Consider the following 19,090-nt stretch of genomic DNA (forward strand, 5'->3'; position numbering starts at 1 on the left):
GACTAGACCCATTCTCCTTCCACTCGGATCGTCCGGCACGTTCCTGCCGGTAGAAGGGATCAATCACCATGGCCACTGTCTCTTTCGACAAGGCAACCCGGGTCTACCCGGGCTCCACCAAGCCCGCGGTCGACGCGCTGGAGCTGCACGTGGAGGACGGCGAGTTCCTCGTCCTCGTCGGCCCCTCCGGCTGCGGCAAGTCCACCTCCCTGCGCATGCTCGCGGGTCTTGAGGACGTCAACGGCGGCGCCATCCGCATCGGTGACCGCGATGTCACGCATCTGCCGCCGAAGGACCGGGACATCGCCATGGTGTTCCAGAACTACGCGCTGTACCCGCACATGTCGGTCGCCGACAACATGGGGTTCGCGCTCAAGATCGCCGGCATCAACAAGGCCGAGATCCGCAAGAAGGTCGAGGAGGCCGCGAAGATCCTCGACCTCACGGACTACCTCGACCGCAAGCCGAAGGCGCTCTCCGGCGGTCAGCGTCAGCGCGTCGCGATGGGCCGCGCCATCGTGCGTGAGCCGCAGGTCTTCCTCATGGACGAGCCGCTGTCGAACCTCGACGCCAAGCTCCGTGTCTCGACCCGTACGCAGATCGCGTCGCTCCAGCGCCGCCTCGGCATCACCACGGTGTACGTCACGCACGACCAGGTCGAGGCCATGACCATGGGCGACCGGGTCGCGGTCCTCAAGGACGGTCTGCTCCAGCAGGTCGACTCACCGCGCAACATGTACGACCGCCCCAACAACCTCTTCGTCGCCGGCTTCATCGGCTCCCCCGCGATGAACCTGGTCGAGGTCCCGATCACCGACGGCGGTGTGAAGTTCGGCAACAGCGTGGTGCCGGTCTCCCGTGACGCGCTGTCCGCCGCGGCCGACAAGGGCGACACCACCGTCACGGTCGGCGTCCGCCCCGAGCACTTCGACATCGTCGAGCAGGGCGGCGCCGCGGCCAAGACGCTCTCCAAGGAGTCCTCGGACGCCCCGGCCGGTCTGGCCGGTCTGGCCGTCACCGTCAACGTCGTCGAGGAGCTCGGCGCCGACGGTTACGTCTACGGCAGCGCCGAGGTCAACGGCGAGCACAAGGACCTGGTGGTCCGCGTCGACGGCCGAGCCGTCCCCGGCAAGGGCGCCGTGCTGCACGTCGTCCCGCGTCCGGGCGAGACCCACGTCTTCTCGACCTCGACGGGCGAGCGCCTCAGCGACTGACCACAGCTCACGCCGCTCCGGTGGCGACAACGGCTCCGAAGGGCCCCGCACCTCGTGCGGGGCCCTTCGCGTGTGAAGCCAAATACCCCGACAGACCGGTCAATTCGAGCAGTGTGCGTCAACACCGGATTCGAAAAGAGACATCGAACCATCGCCCACGAGAGTGACTAAATGTCGCCAAATCATTACGGGCCGCTACGCTCACTCGCGTGACCCACACAGCCCGCCGAATCGGCCGAACTCTCGCTCTCGTCCTGCCCGTCGTCCTGGTCCTCTCCGGGACCCTGGCGGTCACCCGCGTCCCGTGGTCCACGAGTGGATCCGAGACGCAGATCCTGACCGCCTCCTCCGAGGAGGTCAACGTACGCGCCAAGTCCCGCGCCCCGCAGGACGTACTGCGCGACAAGCTTCTCCTGGAACTCCAGGAGAAGGACCCCGCGGTCGCCCTCACGCACCTGCAGCGCGAGGTCGAGCGCCGACCCTCGCTCACCGAGCACTGCGTGTCGATCGCCCGCGCCCTCGGCCGTGCCGCCGTCGGCCACTACGGTCCCACCCGCGCGCAGAAGTTCTCCCGCCCCGTCTGCGACACCTCGTTCGCCTCGGGCGTGGCACACCAGGCCGGCTGACCGGGCACGGCCACCGACCGAGCGAGCAGCCGATCCGTGCACCGGGGCACCCTCCGCATATCGTGCCCCGTATGACTACGTATCCGACGCAGGCCGTGATCCTGGCAGGCGGCCAGGGCTCGCGGCTGCGCCCGTACACCGACGACCGCCCCAAGCCGATGGTCGAGATCCCCGGAACAGGGACCCCGATCATCGGCCATCAGCTCGCCTGGCTGGCCGCCGAGGGCGTGACCGACGCGGTCGTCTCCTGCGGCCACCTCGCCGACGTACTCCAGGAATGGCTGGACGGCACCGAGCTCCCGCTGCGTGTCACCACCGTGGTGGAGAACGAACCGCTGGGCCGCGGCGGTGGCCTCAAGTACGCCGCCGCGCGCCTCCCGCACCCCGAGCAGTCCTGGTACGCGACCAACGGCGACATCTGGACGCGCTTCTCCCTGCGCGAGATGGCCGCCTTCCACGCCGAGCGCGACGCCACCGCCACCCTGGCCCTCGCCCGCCCCCGTATCCCGTGGGGCGCCGTGGAGACGGACGCCTTCGGCCACATCACCGACTTCATCGAGTCGCCGCCCTCGCCCTACCTCATCAACGCGGGCGTTTACGTCTTCTCAGCGGCCTTCACAGCGCTCCTCCCCGACCTCGGGGACCACGAACGCACCACGTTCCCCCGGCTGGCCCGAGAGCGCCGCCTGGCGGGCTTCCCGCTGCCGCACGGGGCGTACTGGCGGGCCATCGACACCGCGAAGGACCTCACCGAGGCGGCCAAGGAGCTGGCAGCGGCCCGCGGTTGAGGGATTTACGTATCTACGCACCCGGCACGGACGCGGTACGGACGCGGAACACCCGGCGCGTGAGCGGCAAAAGGCAACGGGAGAGGGCCCGGCGCGCGTGGTGCGCGCCGGGCCCTCTCCCGTTCTGCGGGGTACAGGAGGTCAGCCGAGCAGGCCGCCGATGACCCTCTGGCCGCCGCTGCCGGTACCACCACCGCCGCTGCCGCCGGTGCTGCTGCTGCCGCCGCCGGAGCCGCCGCCGGTGGTGCCACCGCCGGTGGTCCCGCCGGTCGTCCCACCGCTGCCCGTGCCGCCGCTCGACGTCGGGCCCGCGCTGGTGGTGGGCGCCTGCTGCGGCGGGGCGAGCTGTCGCTGCGGCGGCGGAGGCGCCTGGCCCACCGTGCTGCCCTGGGTCTGGCTCGGCTGCCGCCGGGGGTCGGTGGCAGCTCCCGGGGCGGTCTCTCGCGCCGCCCCGGGCGTCGTGCCCTTGACCGGCGGGACCGCGGAGCCGCTGGCGGTCGGCGCCGGCCTGCTGCCGCCGGGGGCCCGTGAAGAGACTTGGGAGCCGGATTCCCGCGGAAGCGGGGCGCCCGGCAGGTAGTTGGTCGGGTCGTCGTTCGGGCCTGGCACGGTCACCATGTCCGAGGACCGGACGGCGCCACCGAGCATCGAGCCGACCAGCAGCGTCACACCGACGACCAGAGCGGCGACGATCGTGCCGCGCCGCAGGACGCGCCGCCGCAGCTCCCACAGCTCCGAGCGCGGACCGAGCTTGCGCCAGGCCTCGCCCGCGAGCCGCCCGTCGACCGAGTAGACCGGCGCACCCGCGATGATCAGCGGGCTCCAGGCGGCGAGGTAGATGATGTCGGGGGCGTCGTACGCGGGAACGGTCTTCCAGCTCACCGTCACGACCAGCGCGACCGAGAGCAGTGTCCCGACGCACGCGGCGACCCGCTGCCACAGGCCGAGCACCGTCAGCACACCGACGACGACCTGGAGGAACGCGACGGTCAGGCCGGAGCCCACCGGGTGGCTCACCGCGAAGTCCCGCAGCGGCCCCGCGATGGTCCACGGGTCCAGCGACGTGAGCCACTTGACCATCGAGCCGCGCTTGCCGCCGTCGAAGTACACGGGGTCGCAGAGCTTGCCCATGCCGGCGTAGATGGTGATGAAGCCGAGGAACACCCGGAGCGGCAGCAGCACCACTCCAAGGTTTATCCGCCGCCCGGGGTAGTAGGCGTGCCGGACCGCGTCGGCGCCGTGCCGCTGACCGCCCGCCCGGCCGTCCTCGTCGAACTCCTCGTCCTCGTAGGGCTCTTCACCGTACGCGTCGGAGTCGTCGTACGCGCCGACGGCCTGCCGCGTCCTGGGCAGCATCGCCGTCCTGGGCGGTTCGGAGCCGCGCGGGCCGACGACGGACGGGATCGCCTCGGTGTCCTCGCCCACGGCGATCCGGGGGATGACCTGCGTGGCGCCCGCGTCGCGACCATCGGCGCGCGCCTCGGCGGTGTTGCGTACGGCCTGGAGCAGTCCGGTCGCGCCGGGATCCCCCGGTTCGGATCTGCCGCTCCACACGACCGGCGCTCGGCGGCGTAGGCCGGCCGCGCCACCGGCGGCGAGCAACGCCGTGTCCGCCATCCCACTGCCCGCGCCGCGCGCACCCGCGTAAAGCGGGGCGGGGCGCCGACTCGGGGCGAGCTGCACGCGGAAACTGGCGTGGTTGACGATGACCTGCGCTGGGTCGCAAGGCACCTTGACCATGCTCAGGGCGGGCTGATCGTCGAACCCGGGTGTTCTGGTGTCCACACTCATCTAACCGAGTGATGTGTGTTTAGGACACTGCCTTGACGCAGCCGATCTGTCCGAGACCCGTCAAGACTCCCTTACCGGGCAAAACGCCCAGCTGTGGCCCGGCGCCGGGCCGACGCGTCGCCCGGTCGCCGCACCGCCGCCGGGCCGGGCACCGCACGGCCTTACGCCAGGTGCCCGTCCCGCGTTGCGCCGACCGCCGCACGCCCATCACTCCTGCGTGGCGCGTCTCACATCGCGTACGACCGAACGCCGCGTACGAATACGCCGCGCACGGCCCCACGCCAGGTGGGGCCCGCCGCGTCTGCCCTACGCCCTGCGCTTCGCCGCCTCGTAGAGCACAACGCCCGCCGCGACGCCCGCGTTCAGGGACTCCGCCGCGCCCGACATCGGGATCCGCACCAGGAAGTCGCACGTCTCGCCGACGAGTCGGGACAGGCCCTTGCCCTCGCTGCCGATGACGATGACGACCGGGCCGCTCAGCGCATCGAGCTCCTGGACCTCACTCTCGCCGTCCGCCGCGAGGCCGACGATCGCGATGCCTGCCTTCTTGTACGCCTCCAAGGCGCGCGTCAGGTTGGTCACCTGGGCCACCGGCGTACGGGCCGCCGTACCGGCCGAGGACTTCCAGGCGCCCGCCGTCATACCGGCGGCGCGCCGCTCGGGGACGACCACGCCGTGACCTCCGAAGGCGGTGACGGAGCGGACGATCGCGCCCAGGTTCCGCGGGTCGGTGATGCCGTCGAGAGCGACGATCAGCGGGTCCTGGCCGGCGTCCTGGGCCTTGACCGCGAGGTCCTCGGCGTGCGCGTACTCGTACGGCGGGACCTGGAGGACGAGGCCCTGGTGGTTCAGGCCGTTCGTCATCCGGTCCAGCTCGGGCCGCGGGGCCTCCATCAGGTGGATGCCGCCGCGCTCGCCCGCGAGCTGGAGCGCCTCACGGACGCGCTCGTCGTTGTCGATGTACTGCTGTACGTACAGCGTGGTCGCCGGGACACCGTCGCGCAGCGCCTCGAAGACCGGGTTGCGGCCGACGACCATCTCGGACGTGCCCTTGGCGCCGCGCCTCGTGGTGGGACGCCGGGTGGCCTTGGTGTTCGTCTTGGCCACCGCCTTGGCGACACGGTTCTTCTTGTGGCCCTTGCGGTCCGCGGCGGGCGGGGTCGGACCCTTGCCTTCGAGGCCCCTGCGCCGCTGGCCACCGCTGCCGATCTGCGGGCCCTTCTTGTTGGACGTGCGGCGGTTCTTGCGCTGGCTGTTCCCGGCCATGACCTACCTGTTTCCTGAAGCTTCGATGCGTGCGTGCGTATGTATGCGTAAGTGAAAGTGTGCCGCCCGGCAGGCCGGGCGGCACATGCTGTACTCCGTGAGCGGGGTCTCAGCGCGGTCCCAGCGTCCAGCGCGGTCCCGTCGGGCCGTCCTCGATGACCAGACCGGACTGCTGCAGCTGATCGCGGATCGCGTCGGCCGCCGCCCAGTCCTTGCGGTCGCGGGCGGACTGGCGCTGGTCCAGGACGAGCCGTACGAGCGTGTCCACCACCCCGTGCAGATCCTCGCTCTGCTCGCCCGACGCGCCCGCCCAACGGTCGTCGAGCGGGTCCAGGCCGAGGACGCCGAGCATGGCCCGCACCTCCGCCAGCCGGGCGATCGCCGCTTCCTTGTCGTCGGCGGCCAGTGCGGAATTGCCCTGCCGCACCGTCGTGTGGATCATCGCGAGCGCCTGCGGGACGCCCAGGTCGTCGTCCATCGCGTCGGCGAAGGCCGGCGGGACCTGCTCGGCGGGCTCCACGACTCCCCCGGCCTTCTCCACCACGCGCTGGACGAAGCCCTCGATACGCGCGAAGGCGGACTCCGCCTCGCGCAGGGCCTCCTCGCTGTACTCGATGGTCGAGCGGTAGTGCGGCGTACCGAGGTAGTAGCGCAGGACGATGGGGCGCCAGTTCTTGACCATCTCGGACACGAGGACCGAGTTGCCCAGGGACTTCGACATCTTCTCGCCGGCCATGGTGACCCAGTGGTTGTGCACCCAGTACTTCGCGAAGTCGTCACCGAAGGCCTTGGCCTGGGCGATCTCGTTCTCGTGGTGAGGGAAGATCAGGTCGATCCCGCCGCCGTGGATGTCGAAGGCCTCGCCCAGGTACTTGTGGGCCATGGCCGAGCACTCCAGGTGCCAGCCGGGACGGCCGCGCCCCCACGGCGTCTCCCAGCTCGGCTCGCCCGGCTTGGCGCTCTTCCACATCGCGAAGTCGCGCTGGTCGCGCTTGCCGGTCTCGCCCTCGCCGGACGGCTGGCGCAGGTCGTCCAGGTCCTGGTTGGAGAGCTCCAGATAACCGTCGTAGGACCGCACGTCGAAGTAGACGTTCCCGTCGGCCGCGTAGGCGTGCCCGCGCTCGATGAGGCCGCGCATCATCTCGATCATCTCGGGGATGTGCCCGGTGGCGCGCGGCTCGTAGGTGGGCGGGAGGCAGCCCAGCGCGTCGTAGCCGTCGTTGAACGCGCGCTCGTTCTCGTACCCGATGGCCCACCAGGGGCGGTCCAGCTCCGCCGACTTCACGATGATCTTGTCGTCGATGTCCGTGACATTGCGGATGAAGGTCACGTCGTACCCGCGGTACTCGAACCAGCGGCGCATGATGTCGAAGTTCAGCCCGGACCTGATGTGCCCGATGTGCGGGGCGGCCTGCACCGTGGCGCCACAGAGGTAGATCGAGACACAGCCCGGTGTGAGCGGGGCGAAGTCGCGAGTCTGCCGGGCGCTGGTGTCGTACAGGCGAAGAGTCACCACACCAGGGTAGTGCGCCCACCACAGTGCCCCGCGACTCTTTGCGAGCCGCGGGGAACGGGATTTCGGCCGAGGCCGCTCAGATGCTGCCGACGATCTTGCGCGCGCTCACCCGGACGACCACCCGCTCGCTGTCGTTGACCGACGACGGGTTGAACTCCACTCAGTCCGTACGGACCACCAGAGCCGTGGCGATCGCCGCGAGCCCCTCGCCCCTGCCGGTGAACCCGAGCCCGTCGGTGGTGGCGGCGGACAGCGAAACGGGCGCGCCGACCGCGGCCGAGAGGACCTTCTGCGCCTCCTCGCGCCGCTTGCCGACCTTCGGCCGGGTGCCGACGACCTGCACGGCGACATTGCCGATGCCGAAGCCCCCGGCGCGCACGATCCGTGCGGCCTCGGTGAGCAGGGTGATGCCGGACGCGCCGGACCACTCGGGGCGGCCGGTGCCGAAGTGCTGACCCAGGTCGCCGAGTCCGGCGGCGGAGAACAGCGCGTTGCAGGCTGCGTGCGCGACGACGTCGGCGTCCGAGTGCCCGGCCAGGCCGGGCCCCTCGCCCTCCCACAGCAGGCCCGCGCACCACAGCTCACGGCCCTCTTCGAAGGCGTGGATGTCGGTGCCGATCCCCACCTGCGGCAGCGCGGGGACAACAGGACGGGCGGAGGCAGAATCAGAAGACATCGTTGGCCCTCCTGCGGGCGAGTACCGCCTCGGCCAGGACCAGGTCCAGCGGCCGGGTCACCTTGAACGCCTCTTCGTGGCCGGGAACGACCACGACCCGGACGCCGAGCTGTTCGACCATCCCGGCGCAGTCCGTGGCACCGTCGCCGGGCGCCGCGCCCTCGCGGCCGGCCGCGAACGTCTCGTGGGCGCGGACGAGCGTGGCCCGGTCGAAGCCCTGCGGGGTCTGCACGGCGCGCAGCAGGGAGCGGTCGGGGGTGGCCACGACGGGCTCCGGCTCACCCGTCTCGCGGGGCTCGACCTGCTTGACCGTGTCGGCCAGCGGCAGCGCGGGCACCACGGCGGGCGCCCCGTCCCGTACCGCTTCAATGACCGCGTCGACGGTGTCGACGGGCACCAGGGGGCGGGCCGCGTCGTGCACCAGGACGGTGGTGATGTCGGCGGGCAGCGCGTCGAGCCCCAGCCGTACGGACTCCTGGCGGGTCTCGCCACCCGACACCACGACGAAGTCGGTGCGTTCGGGGAGCGCGTGCTCGTCGAGGAGGTTCTTGACGGCGGTGGCGTCGTCCGCCGGGGCGACCACGACGACGAGGGAGACGGCCCTGGAATCGGCCATCGCCCTCACCGCGTGGATCAGCATGGGAGTGCCGCTCAGCGCGCGCAGCGCCTTGGGGGCGCCGGGGCCGAGCCGTACGCCGCGGCCTGCGGCGGGGATCACGGCAGCGGTGCGGCGACCGGTGTCACGGCCCGTGGTGGGGCGCGATTCGTCCAGCGATTCGTCTGTCATCGATAGCTCCGGGGCCGGTGGCGTCTCGTCCCCCGGACTGGCTTGGACAGGTTTGGGTCAGCCAGGTTTGTGTTCGCGGCCGACGTGGGTATGGCCACAAGCGTGCCGGGCGCGACGCCTTGACCGGCCCCTTCCGTGACGACCGGTCGAGGCAGCTGCCCGGGCCCGGCACACCAGAAAAATCCAGGGGATGTGGGGTACGGATAGTAATGAACATGCCGCAGCGCCCGGCAACAAGGGCTGGTCGGCCTTGTCAGCGGGCACCGCGGCATTGCTGAGCTCAGAAGGAGCAACCTCCTGAGCTCGGGTCAGGACGCGAGGACCTCGTCGAGCAGAGCCTCGGCCTTGTCTTCATTGGTATTCTCCGCGAGTGCGAGCTCACTCACCAGGATCTGTCGCGCCTTGGCGAGCATGCGCTTCTCACCTGCGGAAAGCCCACGCTCACGCTCACGGCGCCACAGGTCGCGCACGACTTCGGCGACCTTGATGACATCACCGGAGGCAAGCTTTTCGAGATTTGCCTTGTAACGCCGGGACCAGTTCGTCGGCTCTTCGGCAAACGGTGCGCGAAGCACCTCGAAGACCCGCTCGAGCCCTTCCTGGCCGACCACATCGCGTACGCCCACGAACTCCGCATTGTCCGCAGGCACACGAACGGTCAAGTCGCCCTGAGCGACCTTGAGCACCAAGTAGGTCTTGTCCACGCCTTTGATCTGGCGAGTTTCGATAGCCTCGATCAGCGCGGCCCCGTGATGGGGATAGACCACGGTGTCGCCAACCTTGAACGTCATGTGACAGGTACCCCTTCCGTGGCTATCCAGAGTAACACGGATGAGGCTTCTTCTGAATGACGTTTTCGCAGGTCAGGGCATATCTCAGGGCTTGACAACAGCAACAGGAACGTGCTGCGGAAGGCTTCCGGAAGCGGGTATTCGCAGGTCGGAGCGGCTGTACGGGGGGAGAGAAACGCGTACCGTACACGCACCGCAGACCCCTCCACGAAGGACTAACGTCCCGTTTTGCCTGGTTCGGAACGGTGAACTTCGACTACTCCGTTCGGAGATCGGTCACCCGTACGACCCGAATCCATAATCGATCACCGATGGGGTGATCAATTCCCCGGACCGGCTCCGCGACGGCTTCCCGTCCGCCTTCATGCGGCCTTCACACGCTCTTCCGGTTGGCTTGGAGTCCGGGTTCCGTACCGCCATACATTCCTTACGGATAATCCGCACTCGGGTCGCGCTCTTGCCACCCCCCGGATATGTGAACGGCGTACAAAGCGGCGAGCCGGGCCGACCTGCGCGGTGCGGGCGGCGGGGAGGGGGCGGGTCGGGTGCAGGCGCGGGTCGACGGCTCGGTAACCTAAGCGCGCTGACACACCCTCGGGGCGGCTTCGCACCGCGCCCCCTGATCGGTCCCCCGTCCTCAGTACGTCCGAATGCCTAAGAGGAGATGCCGCCGCCGTGAGCCGCAGCCTTCGACGCGGTGTCATCACCGCGACCGCCGTCGTGTTCTCGATCGCCTCGCTCGCCGCCTGCGGTGCGGGCAACGACGCGCAGACGCTGGGGGTCAAGCCGGACAACGCGGCGACCGCCGTCGACGACATCAAGATCCAGAACGCCACGATCGTCACGCAGCCGGAGCCCGGGGCCGCGGGCCCCGCAGTCGTCGTCGTGACGATCTTCAACAACGGCGCCGAGGCCGAGACCCTGGAGTCGATCAGCCTGCCGGGCACCAGCGCCACGGTGAAGCTCAAGCCGGCCAAGGGCGCGGGCCCGGTGTCCGTACCGGCCGGCGGCTCGGTCGTGTTCGGCGGCAAGGGCAACGCCTCCGCCGTCATCGACAAGGGCAACGAGGCCGCGAAGAACGGCGCCGCGCAGCCCATCGTCTTCGAGCTCAGCGACACCGGCTCGGTGAAGATGCGGGCGTTCGTGGTGCCGGCGAAGCACGACTTCAAGGGCGTCGGCCCGTCCGCGCCCCCCAAGGCACCCGCCACGAAGCCGTCCGGCTCGGCGACGACAAGCCCGTCGGGCAGCCCCTCGGGCTCGCCGTCCGGATCGCCCTCGGAGGGCGCGTCCGGCGCGGCAGGCGCCTCGGCGACCACCAACCCGTCGGACGGGGTCTCCGCGTCGCACGAAGCGGACGCGGGTCACTGACGCGGGTCACCACCGACAGCGGTACGCACAGGGGCGCCCCGCCGGGAGATTCCGGCGGGGCGCCCCTGTGCGTCGCGTACGGCCGCTCTTCGCGGCGCGTCGCGTATCAGCGCTCTTTACGGCTCGAACTTGTAGCCCAGGCCGCGCACCGTCACCAGGTACCTGGGCGCGCCCGGGTCCGGCTCGATCTTGGCGCGCAGGCGCTTCACATGTACGTCGAGCGTCTTGGTGTCGCCCACGTAGTCCGCGCCCCAGACCCGGTCGATCAGCTGCATACGGGTCAGCACGCGGCCCGCGTTCCTCAGCAGCATCTCCAGCAGGTCGAACTCCTTCAGCGGCAGGTCGACCTTGCCGCCCGAGACGGTGACCACGTGACGGTCGACGTCCATCCGGACGGGACCGGCCTCCAGGGCCGCCGGGGAGGCCTCCTCCGGCTCGCCGCGGCGGCGCAGGACCGCGCGGATACGGGCGACCAGCTCCCGGGAGGAGAAGGGCTTGGTGACGTAGTCGTCGGCCCCTATTTCCAGACCGACGACCTTGTCGATCTCGCTGTCCTTGGCCGTCACCATGATGACCGGGACATTGGAACGGCTGCGCAGCTGGCGGCAGACCTCGGTGCCGGGCAGGCCGGGGAGCATCAGGTCGAGAAGGACGAGGTCGGCGCCGTTGCGCTCGAACTCGTCGAGTCCGTCGGGGCCGGTGGCCGCGATGGCGACCTCGAAGCCTTCCTTGCGGAGCATGTACGACAGGACGTCGCTGAAGGATTCCTCATCCTCGACGACGAGCACTCGGGTCACGGAAGGACCTCCGGGGCAGGAATGGGTTCGCGAGCAGTGGTCTCAACGGTCTGAGTGGTCTCGTAGGGGCCCGTCGCCGGTTTCCGGACCCGCTGTGCGGCTGCCTCGGGCAGCCGCAGGGTGAAGGTGGAGCCCTGGCCCTCCGAGCTCCACACGGTGACTTCCCCGCCGTGCGACGCGGCCACGTGCTTGACGATGGCCAGGCCCAGGCCCGTACCGCCGGTGGCACGGGAGCGGGCCGGGTCGACCCGGTAGAAGCGCTCGAAGACGCGCTCGCGGTCCCTCTCCGAAATGCCGATCCCCTGGTCGGTGACGGCGATCTCGATCAGGTCGCCGCCGGGTGCGGACACCCTGCGGCCCGCTATGCCGACGCGGGTCCGGGCGGCGCTGTAGTTGACCGCGTTCTCGACGAGGTTGCCGAGGGCGGCGGCGAGCTGGCCGCGGTTTCCCCAGATGCGCAGGCCGGCGGCGCCGCCGGCGGCCATGGTGATCTGCTTGGTGGACGCGGCGTGACGGCTGCGGTCGATGGCCTCGGCGACCAGTTCGTCGACCCGGACCGGCTCGGCGTCCTCCAGCGGGTCGTCGTTCTGGACCCGGGAAAGATCAATGAGCTCTTGGACCAGATTGGTGAGGCGGGTCGCCTCGATCTGCATCCGGCCGGCGAAACGGGTCACCGCCTCGGGGTCGTCCGAGGCGTCCATGACGGCCTCGGAGAGCAGGGAGAGGGCGCCGGTCGGGGTCTTGAGCTCGTGGCTGACGTTCGCGACGAAGTCGCGACGTACCGCTTCGATGCGGCGGGCCTCGGTGAGGTCCTCGACCAGCAGGAGGACTAGGCGGGAGCCGAGCGGGGCGACGCGGGCGGAGACCGCGAGTGCCTCGCCCCGGCCGGTGCCCCGGCGGGGCAGGTCCAGCTCGACCTGGCGTATCTCGCCGTCGCGCCGGGTGTCCCTGGCCATGTGCAGCATGGGATCGACGGACAGCTTTCCGCCCCGGACGAGCCCGAGGGCGTACGCCGCCGAGCTGGCCTTGACCACGTTGTCGCTCTCGTCGAGCACGACGGCGGAGGAGCGGAGCACGGAGAGCACGGTGTCCACGCCCGGCGGCAGTACGGCGTTCACATCGGGCCGCATGGAGGACCGGGTGGGCCTGGCCTGGTCGCGCTCGCTCCAGCGGAACGCCAGCATGGCGATCACACCGGTGCACAGTCCGGCGATCGATGCTGCTGCGGCGACTGCCGCGTCCACGTCCATGCACCCAGGTTAAGCGGGTGTAAGGAGACTTCCCCAGCCAAATGGGTGGCTACTCGAACAGTCGTCGCTCAGAGTTCACCGAGGGGACCGCGCTGGTTCACTTCGACCGTCCGGATCCGGCCGTGGGTAGATCTCCGAATCCCAGAGTTCACCCGGGAGACGGTGCCGGTTCACTCGGGGTGCCGGAAACGGATGCGTGACGGACGGAACGTGGGAGCGTGGGGTGCAGAGGCCTCCCGGAGCACTAGAGAGGGACTTTCATGCGCGACGCGTACCACGAGGAACTTGACTCGATCGGCGAAGACCTGGTCGAGATGGCCCGGCTGGTCGGCTCGGCGATCGGTCGGGCGACCACGTCCATGCTCGACGCGGACCTCAAGCTCGCCGAGAGCGTGATCGCCGCCGACCAGAAGGTCGACGATCTCCAGCACGACCTGGAGGCACGAGCCATAGCCCTGCTGGCCCGCCAGCAGCCCGTCGCCACGGACCTGCGGATCGTCGTCACCTCGCTGCGGATGAGCGCCGACCTGGAGCGCTCGGGAGACCTGGCCCAGCACGTGGCCAAGCTCGCCCGGCTGCGCTTCCCGGCCGCCGCCGTGCCGCACGACCTGCACGCGACCATCCTGGAGATGGGCCAGCTCGCGCAGCGCCTGATGGCGAAGGCGGCGGAGGTCATCATCACCAAGGACGTCGACCTGGCGCTCCAGCTGGAGCAGGACGACGACGAGATGGACCTGCTGCACCGCACGCTGTTCCAGCACCTGATGGACGACCGCTGGAAGCACGGCATCGAGACGGCGGTCGACGTGACGCTCCTCGGCCGCTACTACGAGCGCTTCGCGGACCACGCGGTGTCGGTCGCCAAGCGGGTCGTGTACCTGGTGACGGGCGAGCACGCGGACGAACTCCAGGCGGCGAACGCGGCGGCGGCACCGACGGCGGCGCCGGTCGAGGGCGTGTAGGGCGCGCGATCCGGAGCGAGCGCACGGGGTGACTGCGCGCGTGCGCGGTTGATGCGCCCGCCCCGGTGGGCATGAGATGGGCAGCAGGAGTACGCCACGTACCCCTTCGAGGAGGAACCTCATGGCCGATTCCCCCACACCCGTCTCCCAGCAGGACGCGCGGTCCGACCGCGCGCACCTGCCCACCACCCCCGTCCTCGGCGCCTGCGGCTGCGGCTCGGGCTGCTCCTGCGGCTGCCAGTCCGGCGGGCCGTGCCAGTGCGGCGGCTGCGGCTAGCAGCGGCCGACCACCCGTGAAGGCGATACGAAGGGGCCCCGTCCTGGTCAGGACGGGGCCCCTTCGTATCGCCTTCGGTGGCGCGACTTGCTGTCCCGCGCCCCCTCTTGCGGACCGCACGCGCCGATCACCCGGCCGGCCGCCGAGCGCCCCGCGCCTCGCACGCACTCAACAGACAGCAGCAGCTCACTTGTTACGGCGCTTGGCCGCCCTCTTCCTCAGCCGGCTCTGCCCGCGTTTCGTCCACTCACCTTGATGGAGGTGGCAGCGCGAGGTGCCCTTCATCGTTTTATTGGCACAGCGACCTCCGGCCGCAGTGGGCCAGCCGCATTTCCCTTGCCTCCACACACCCACCGCCCACCCCTCGGTAGCCCGTGCCCGCACAGAGCAACAGCGTGTGCCACCGCGCAGGGACGGGCCAGAGCGCACTACCGGCGCCATGGGAACGACCAGGCGCACGCGGGTGCGGGTGCGGGTGCGGGTGCGGGTGCGGGTGCGGGTGCGGGTGCGGGTGCGGGTGCGGGTGCGGGTGCGGGTGCGGGCAGGAGATCGCGCGGGGAGGTACGAAGACATCTGTGAGGCCGAGCAGCCGCGACCGCGCGCGGAGGGCTCCCCCTGCAAGACCCTGCGTTTGGCGGGCGCTCGAACCTCGGCGCTGAGGGGCCGGGGCCCGGAGGGTTCCAGAGGGGCCGGGGGCGGGCTCAGGGCGAACTAAAGCCCCTGATCCGCGACTTAGGGGCGGGTCAGGGGCCTTTTCGGCTCTGGTTACTTCTTCTTGCCCTGGTTCTTCACAGCCTCGATGGCCGCCTTCGCGGCCTCCGGGTCCAGGTACGTGCCGCCCTTCTTGAGGGGGCGGAAGTTCGCGTCCAGCTCGTAGGCGAGCGGGATGCCCGTCGGAATGTTCAGGCCCGTGATGTCCTCGTCGGAGACGCCGTCGAGGTGCTTGACCAGGCCGCGCAGGGAGTTGCCGTGGGCGGCGACCAGGACCGTGCGGCCGGCCAGGAGGTCCGGGACGATGCCGTCGTACCAGTACGGCAGCATCCGCTCGACGACGTCCTTGAGGCACTCGGTGCGCGGGCGCAGCTCGCTGGGGATCGTCGCGTAGCGCGGGTCGTCGCTCTGCGAGAACTCGGTGCCGTCTTCGAGCACCGGCGGCGGGGTGTCGTAGGAGCGGCGCCACAGCATGAACTGCTCCTCGCCGAACTCCGCGAGGGTCTGCGCCTTGTCCTTGCCCTGGAGCGCGCCGTAGTGCCGCTCGTTCAGGCGCCAGGAGCGGTGGACGGGGATCCAGTGGCGGTCCGCGGAGTCCAGCGCGAGCTGGGCGGTGCGGATCGCGCGGCGCTGGAGGGAGGTGTGCAGTACGTCGGGCAGCAGGCCGGCGTCCTTGAGCAGCTCACCGCCGCGTACCGCCTCCTTCTCGCCCTTCTCTGTGAGGTTGACGTCCACCCATCCGGTGAACAGGTTCTTCGCGTTCCAGTCGCTCTCGCCGTGGCGGAGGAGGATCAGCTTGTACGGTGCGTCGGCCATGCGTACGACCCTAATCCACGCTCCCGGATTGACGCTCGCCGTCAAATGACTCGCCCGCCTGAGCAGCCCACTTGTAAGTTGCGAGCAGCAGCAAGGACGCTTACGCCACGGGGGGAAGTACATGTCGGTCGCGAGTATTCGACGGGCCACGCGCGAGAGCGTCTCGGGGCTCCCCCGGGAGTTCTGGTGGCTCTGGACCAGCACGCTGGTCAATCGGCTCGGGGCGTTCGTGGCGACCTTCATGGCGCTGTATCTGACGCTGGACCGCGGCTACTCCGCCTCGTACGCCGGTCTGGTCGCCTCCCTGCACGGGCTCGGCGGGGTCGTGTCCTCGCTGGGCGCGGGCATCATGGCGGACCGGCTCGGGCGGCGCCCCACCCTGTTGATCTCGCAGAGCGCCACGGCGGCCTCGGTCGCGCTGCTCGGCTTCATGCACCACCCGGTGGCCATCGCGGGGGTGGCCTTCCTGGTGGGGATGGCGAGCAACGCCTCGCGGCCCGCCGTGCAGGCGATGATGGCGGACATCGTGAAGCCCGAGGACCGGGTGCGGGCGTTCTCGCTGAACTACTGGGCGATCAACCTCGGCTTCGCGATCTCCTCGACGGCCGCGGGATTCATCGCCGAATACAGCTATCTGGCGGGCTTCCTCGGTGAGGCCGTGATGACGCTGGCGTGCGCGGTGGTGGTCTTCCTGAAGCTGCCCGAGTCCCGGCCCACCCAGGCCAGGGACGCGGCGGGCAGGTCGACGGAGCCACAGGTCGGCATGGGGACCGTACTGCGCGACGGGCGCTTCATGAGCCTGGTCGGGCTGTCGTTCGTCGTCGCGCTGATCTTCCAGCAGGGGTCCGTCGGCCTGCCGGTGGCGATGGGTACGGACGGTTTCACCAGCGCGGACTTCGGTCTGGCCATCGCCATCAACGGCGTGCTGATCGTCGCGCTGCAGATCCCCGTGACGCGCTACATCGAGCACCGGGATCCGCGGCGGCTGCTGATCATCTCCTCGCTGCTCGCGGGGTACGGCTTCGGGCTCACCGCCTTCGCCGGGTCGATCGCGGTGTACGCGATGACCGTGTGCGTGTGGACGCTGGCGGAGATTGTCAACGCGCCGACCCAGACGGGCCTAGTGGTGCGGCTCTCCCCGGTGCACGGGCGCGGGCGCTACCAGGGGATGTACACGATGTCCTGGTCCGCGGCGGCGCTGGTCGCCCCGCTGATGGCGGGCTTCCTGATCGACCGGTACGGCGCGGAGTGGCTGTGGGGCGCCTGCGCGGTGCTCGGCACGGTGGCGGCGGGTGGGTACTGGCTGCTGATGCGGGGGCTTCCGGCGGAGGAGGCGGTGGTGGCCTCCCCCGCCGTCGTCACGGTGCGCAAGAAGAAGGGCAGGGCCGGGGTCAGCGTCTGAGGGCGCGCTGGGCCTCGTACAGGTTCCGGGGGCGTACGGCGTCGGGGGCGCCGTACGCCTCCAGGCGTGAGCCCAGACCACCGGTGAAGTCCGGGGTGTCGATCTGATCGAACTCGCTGACCGTGGAGATGCCGACCGTGGCGCTGTACGGCGCGATGGTGTCGATTTTCACCAGCCCGGCGCGGGCGTTGGTGACCGTGACGTTCCAGTGGGTGAAGCGGGCGCCGTAGAGCGGGCCCGCGCTGGCGTCGCCGCCGTGGCGGCCGTTGTTGTTGAGCGTGATCTCGGTGCGGACGTTGGCGAAGGGCATGCCGCGGTGGGTGTCGAAGGTGCCCATCGCCATGTCGCCGCGCGACCAGACGTTGTAGCTGGACAGGCCCTCGACGTTGATGCCGTGCAGCTGGGTGCCGACCGGGGCCGGGACGGTGCGCTCGGCGATGGCGAAGTCCTCGATGAGGTTGTCGTGCGCGCCCTCGCGGCAGAAGTACGGGTGGTGCGAGCCGCGGCCCTCGACGCGGGTGCGGCGCAGGGTGCAGGCGGAGGCGGCGACCAGGCCGAAGCCGTTGTCGACGTGCCGGACGGTGATGTCCTCGGCCCAGCAGTCGTACGCGCACTGGAACGTGACGCCGTTGTAGCCCTTGTCGAGCAGGTGCTGCGACTGCGGAGTCTCGACCGCTTCGAGGGTCAGGCCCTCCACGCCGGAGCCCGTGAGTGCCTCCACGTGCGTGGTGATGCGGGGGTCCCATTCGGGGCGTACGTCGAGGGGCAAGGGGCGCTCAAAGGTGACCCTGCGCCCCTTGATGGCGCTGATGCGCACCGGCCACTCGTACGGCACGTACGAGGTCAGCTTCGTCTTGTCGTCCCACTTGTACGCCTCGGGGCCCGCGCCGTCGCCCGCCATGTGCTCCAGGAGGGTGTGAGCGGCGTCGTCGGCGAGGCGCAGCAGGACGAGTTGGCCGCGCTTGAGGCGGAACGGGTCGTGGACGGTGAGGGTGCGGTCGCCTCGGTGCGCGGGGGCGACGGTGGTGAGGGTGCGCCACTCGTCGCGCGCGTTGCCCGTCCAGCCCTCGAAGGGCCATGTCTTCGCCCTGATGGCCGCGGTGAGGGACTCGTAACGCCCCTGTGGGCAGAGCCAGATGAGGCCGCCGCCCCAGGACCAGCTGGACTTGTCGCCGCCGTATCGGCTGCCGTACGAGCCGATCAGCTCGGTGAGGCTGCGGGTGGCGACCAGCTTGGTCCGGGCGCTGCCGGCGCCGCGCAGGACGACGTTGCTGTGGCCGATGCGGATGACGTCGTCGATGCGGTACGTGCCGGGCGGGACGAGGACCGTGCCGCCGCCACGTTCGCCTGCGGCGGCGATGGCGCGGTTGATCGCGGGCGCGGAGTCGGCGGAGCCGTCCGGCTTGGCACCGTAGCGCAGGACGTTGGCCACGACGGGGTGGCGGGGGGCGCGGGTGGCGCCTCCGTGGGCGCCTGCCCGGCCTACGTATGGGATTTGGGGGTGGGTGTAGGGGGCTTTGGAGAACTCGGCCCAGAGGCGGGAGGTCGGAGGTGGAGTGGTGCGGGGAGATGGGTGGGGTGGCCGCGGCGGCCGGGCCTGCGGCGAGTGCGGGGGTTGCGCTCGCTGCCGCGACGGCTGTCGCCGTGGTGAGGAGGGTGCGTCTGCTGAGGGTGCGGGTGAGGGCGCGGGTCAGGTCGCGCTGCGGGTTAACCATGAGCCGTCTCCATGTATGCAAACGACGTTCAGGTGAGAGTTGGGCGCGAGCATGCCACGGGGTGGGGGCGTGGGGAAGGGGTGCGGGGGAAGCGCGGGAAGCGGGCGAGGTGGAGGTGGGCGCGGCGCCCAAGTGGGAGTGGGCGCGGGAGTGGGCGCGGGAGTGGGAGTGGGTGCGGCGCCCAAGGTGTAGATGCGCGGGCCAAGGCGGGCGCGGGCCAAGGGGCGGGCTCAGCGCCCAAGTAGGGGTCGGCGCGGCGCCCAAAACCCGGATACGCGGGCTCAGCGCTCAAGTGGGGCAGGGGGCGGCGGCCGTGCAGAAGACAGCCCGTCCGGTG

Annotated in this window: 16 protein-coding genes and 1 pseudogene; 7 read left to right on the forward strand and 10 right to left on the reverse strand. The window is 70.5% G+C overall.

Annotated features, from left to right (window positions below):
* The first annotated feature begins 68 nt into the window (after positions 1-68).
* The 3 genes from ACLLJJ_RS15825 to ACLLJJ_RS15835 all read left to right on the forward strand — a co-directional run bounded on the left by ACLLJJ_RS15825 (position 69) and on the right by ACLLJJ_RS15835 (position 2,628).
* Complete coding sequence (locus ACLLJJ_RS15825) at positions 69-1,214, forward strand: ABC transporter ATP-binding protein (RefSeq protein WP_434591451.1); 1,146 nt, start codon at positions 69-71, stop codon at positions 1,212-1,214.
* Positions 1,215-1,423: 209 nt separating this feature from the next.
* The gene (locus tag ACLLJJ_RS15830; protein ID WP_434591454.1) at positions 1,424-1,840 is read left to right on the forward strand and encodes a hypothetical protein; all 417 of its coding nucleotides are present in this window, start codon (positions 1,424-1,426) and stop codon (positions 1,838-1,840) included.
* A 71-nt stretch (positions 1,841-1,911) separates the two neighbouring features.
* Entirely contained in the window at positions 1,912-2,628 is a 717-nt protein-coding gene (locus ACLLJJ_RS15835; protein WP_434591456.1) for a nucleotidyltransferase family protein, read from the forward strand.
* Between the two features lie 141 nt (positions 2,629-2,769).
* Here ACLLJJ_RS15835 and ACLLJJ_RS15840 read toward each other — a convergent pair whose 3' ends face one another.
* The 6 genes from ACLLJJ_RS15840 to ACLLJJ_RS15865 all read right to left on the reverse strand — a co-directional run bounded on the left by ACLLJJ_RS15840 (position 2,770) and on the right by ACLLJJ_RS15865 (position 9,455).
* The gene (locus ACLLJJ_RS15840) at positions 2,770-4,419 is read right to left on the reverse strand and encodes a DoxX family membrane protein (protein WP_434591459.1); all 1,650 of its coding nucleotides are present in this window, start codon (positions 4,417-4,419) and stop codon (positions 2,770-2,772) included.
* A 306-nt stretch (positions 4,420-4,725) separates the two neighbouring features.
* A complete protein-coding gene (gene rlmB, locus ACLLJJ_RS15845; protein ID WP_434591461.1) occupies positions 4,726-5,685 on the reverse strand; it encodes a 23S rRNA (guanosine(2251)-2'-O)-methyltransferase RlmB in 960 nt (319 codons plus the stop codon).
* Positions 5,686-5,794: 109 nt separating this feature from the next.
* On the reverse strand, positions 5,795-7,198 hold the full coding sequence (gene cysS, locus ACLLJJ_RS15850; protein ID WP_434591464.1) for a cysteine--tRNA ligase: 1,404 nt from the start codon (positions 7,196-7,198) through the stop codon (positions 5,795-5,797).
* 163 nt (positions 7,199-7,361) lie between these two features.
* Positions 7,362-7,877 carry a 2-C-methyl-D-erythritol 2,4-cyclodiphosphate synthase gene (gene ispF / locus ACLLJJ_RS15855; RefSeq protein WP_434591466.1) on the reverse strand — a complete coding sequence of 172 codons (516 nt, stop codon included), beginning with the start codon at positions 7,875-7,877 and terminating at the stop codon, positions 7,362-7,364.
* The gene (gene ispD, locus ACLLJJ_RS15860; protein WP_434591469.1) at positions 7,867-8,664 is read right to left on the reverse strand and encodes a 2-C-methyl-D-erythritol 4-phosphate cytidylyltransferase; all 798 of its coding nucleotides are present in this window, start codon (positions 8,662-8,664) and stop codon (positions 7,867-7,869) included. Before ispD ends, ispF begins: the two co-directional genes overlap by 11 nt.
* Positions 8,665-8,972: 308 nt before the next feature.
* On the reverse strand, positions 8,973-9,455 hold the full coding sequence (locus tag ACLLJJ_RS15865; protein WP_283522107.1) for a CarD family transcriptional regulator: 483 nt from the start codon (positions 9,453-9,455) through the stop codon (positions 8,973-8,975).
* Between the two features lie 675 nt (positions 9,456-10,130).
* Here ACLLJJ_RS15865 and ACLLJJ_RS15870 point away from each other — a divergent pair.
* Positions 10,131-10,823, forward strand: a complete 693-nt coding sequence (locus ACLLJJ_RS15870; protein WP_434591472.1) for a DUF461 domain-containing protein — start codon at positions 10,131-10,133, stop codon at positions 10,821-10,823.
* A 116-nt stretch (positions 10,824-10,939) separates the two neighbouring features.
* Here ACLLJJ_RS15870 and ACLLJJ_RS15875 read toward each other — a convergent pair whose 3' ends face one another.
* Both ACLLJJ_RS15875 and ACLLJJ_RS15880 read right to left on the reverse strand, forming a co-directional pair.
* Complete coding sequence (locus ACLLJJ_RS15875) at positions 10,940-11,620, reverse strand: response regulator transcription factor (protein WP_283522109.1); 681 nt, start codon at positions 11,618-11,620, stop codon at positions 10,940-10,942.
* Complete coding sequence (locus ACLLJJ_RS15880) at positions 11,617-12,870, reverse strand: sensor histidine kinase (protein WP_434591475.1); 1,254 nt, start codon at positions 12,868-12,870, stop codon at positions 11,617-11,619. Before ACLLJJ_RS15880 ends, ACLLJJ_RS15875 begins: the two co-directional genes overlap by 4 nt.
* Before the next feature lie 260 nt (positions 12,871-13,130).
* On the opposite strand from ACLLJJ_RS15880, the gene phoU reads away from it, so the two are divergent.
* Together phoU and ACLLJJ_RS15890 are read left to right on the forward strand one after the other, a co-directional pair.
* The gene (phoU, locus tag ACLLJJ_RS15885) at positions 13,131-13,832 is read left to right on the forward strand and encodes a phosphate signaling complex protein PhoU (protein WP_434591477.1); all 702 of its coding nucleotides are present in this window, start codon (positions 13,131-13,133) and stop codon (positions 13,830-13,832) included.
* Between the two features lie 121 nt (positions 13,833-13,953).
* A complete protein-coding gene (locus tag ACLLJJ_RS15890) occupies positions 13,954-14,109 on the forward strand; it encodes a hypothetical protein (protein ID WP_434591480.1) in 156 nt (51 codons plus the stop codon).
* 765 nt (positions 14,110-14,874) lie between these two features.
* Here ACLLJJ_RS15890 and ACLLJJ_RS15895 read toward each other — a convergent pair.
* Complete coding sequence (locus ACLLJJ_RS15895) at positions 14,875-15,636, reverse strand: phosphoglyceromutase (protein ID WP_434591483.1); 762 nt, start codon at positions 15,634-15,636, stop codon at positions 14,875-14,877.
* A 121-nt stretch (positions 15,637-15,757) separates the two neighbouring features.
* Here ACLLJJ_RS15895 and ACLLJJ_RS15900 point away from each other — a divergent pair, with 121 nt between their 5' ends.
* Positions 15,758-17,038: an MDR family MFS transporter gene (locus ACLLJJ_RS15900; protein WP_434591485.1), complete on the forward strand. Its 1,281-nt coding sequence runs from the start codon at positions 15,758-15,760 to the stop codon at positions 17,036-17,038.
* Here the strand turns inward: ACLLJJ_RS15900 and ACLLJJ_RS15905 are convergent.
* Positions 17,028-18,753 (reverse strand): annotated as a pseudogene (locus ACLLJJ_RS15905) (glycosyl hydrolase family 28-related protein). The gene ACLLJJ_RS15900 and the pseudogene ACLLJJ_RS15905 sit on opposite strands and share 11 nt — an antisense overlap.
* Positions 18,754-19,090: the final 337 nt, after the last annotated feature.

Source organism: Streptomyces sp. A5-4 (assembly GCF_051131715.1).
Lineage (GTDB): Bacteria > Actinomycetota > Actinomycetes > Streptomycetales > Streptomycetaceae > Streptomyces.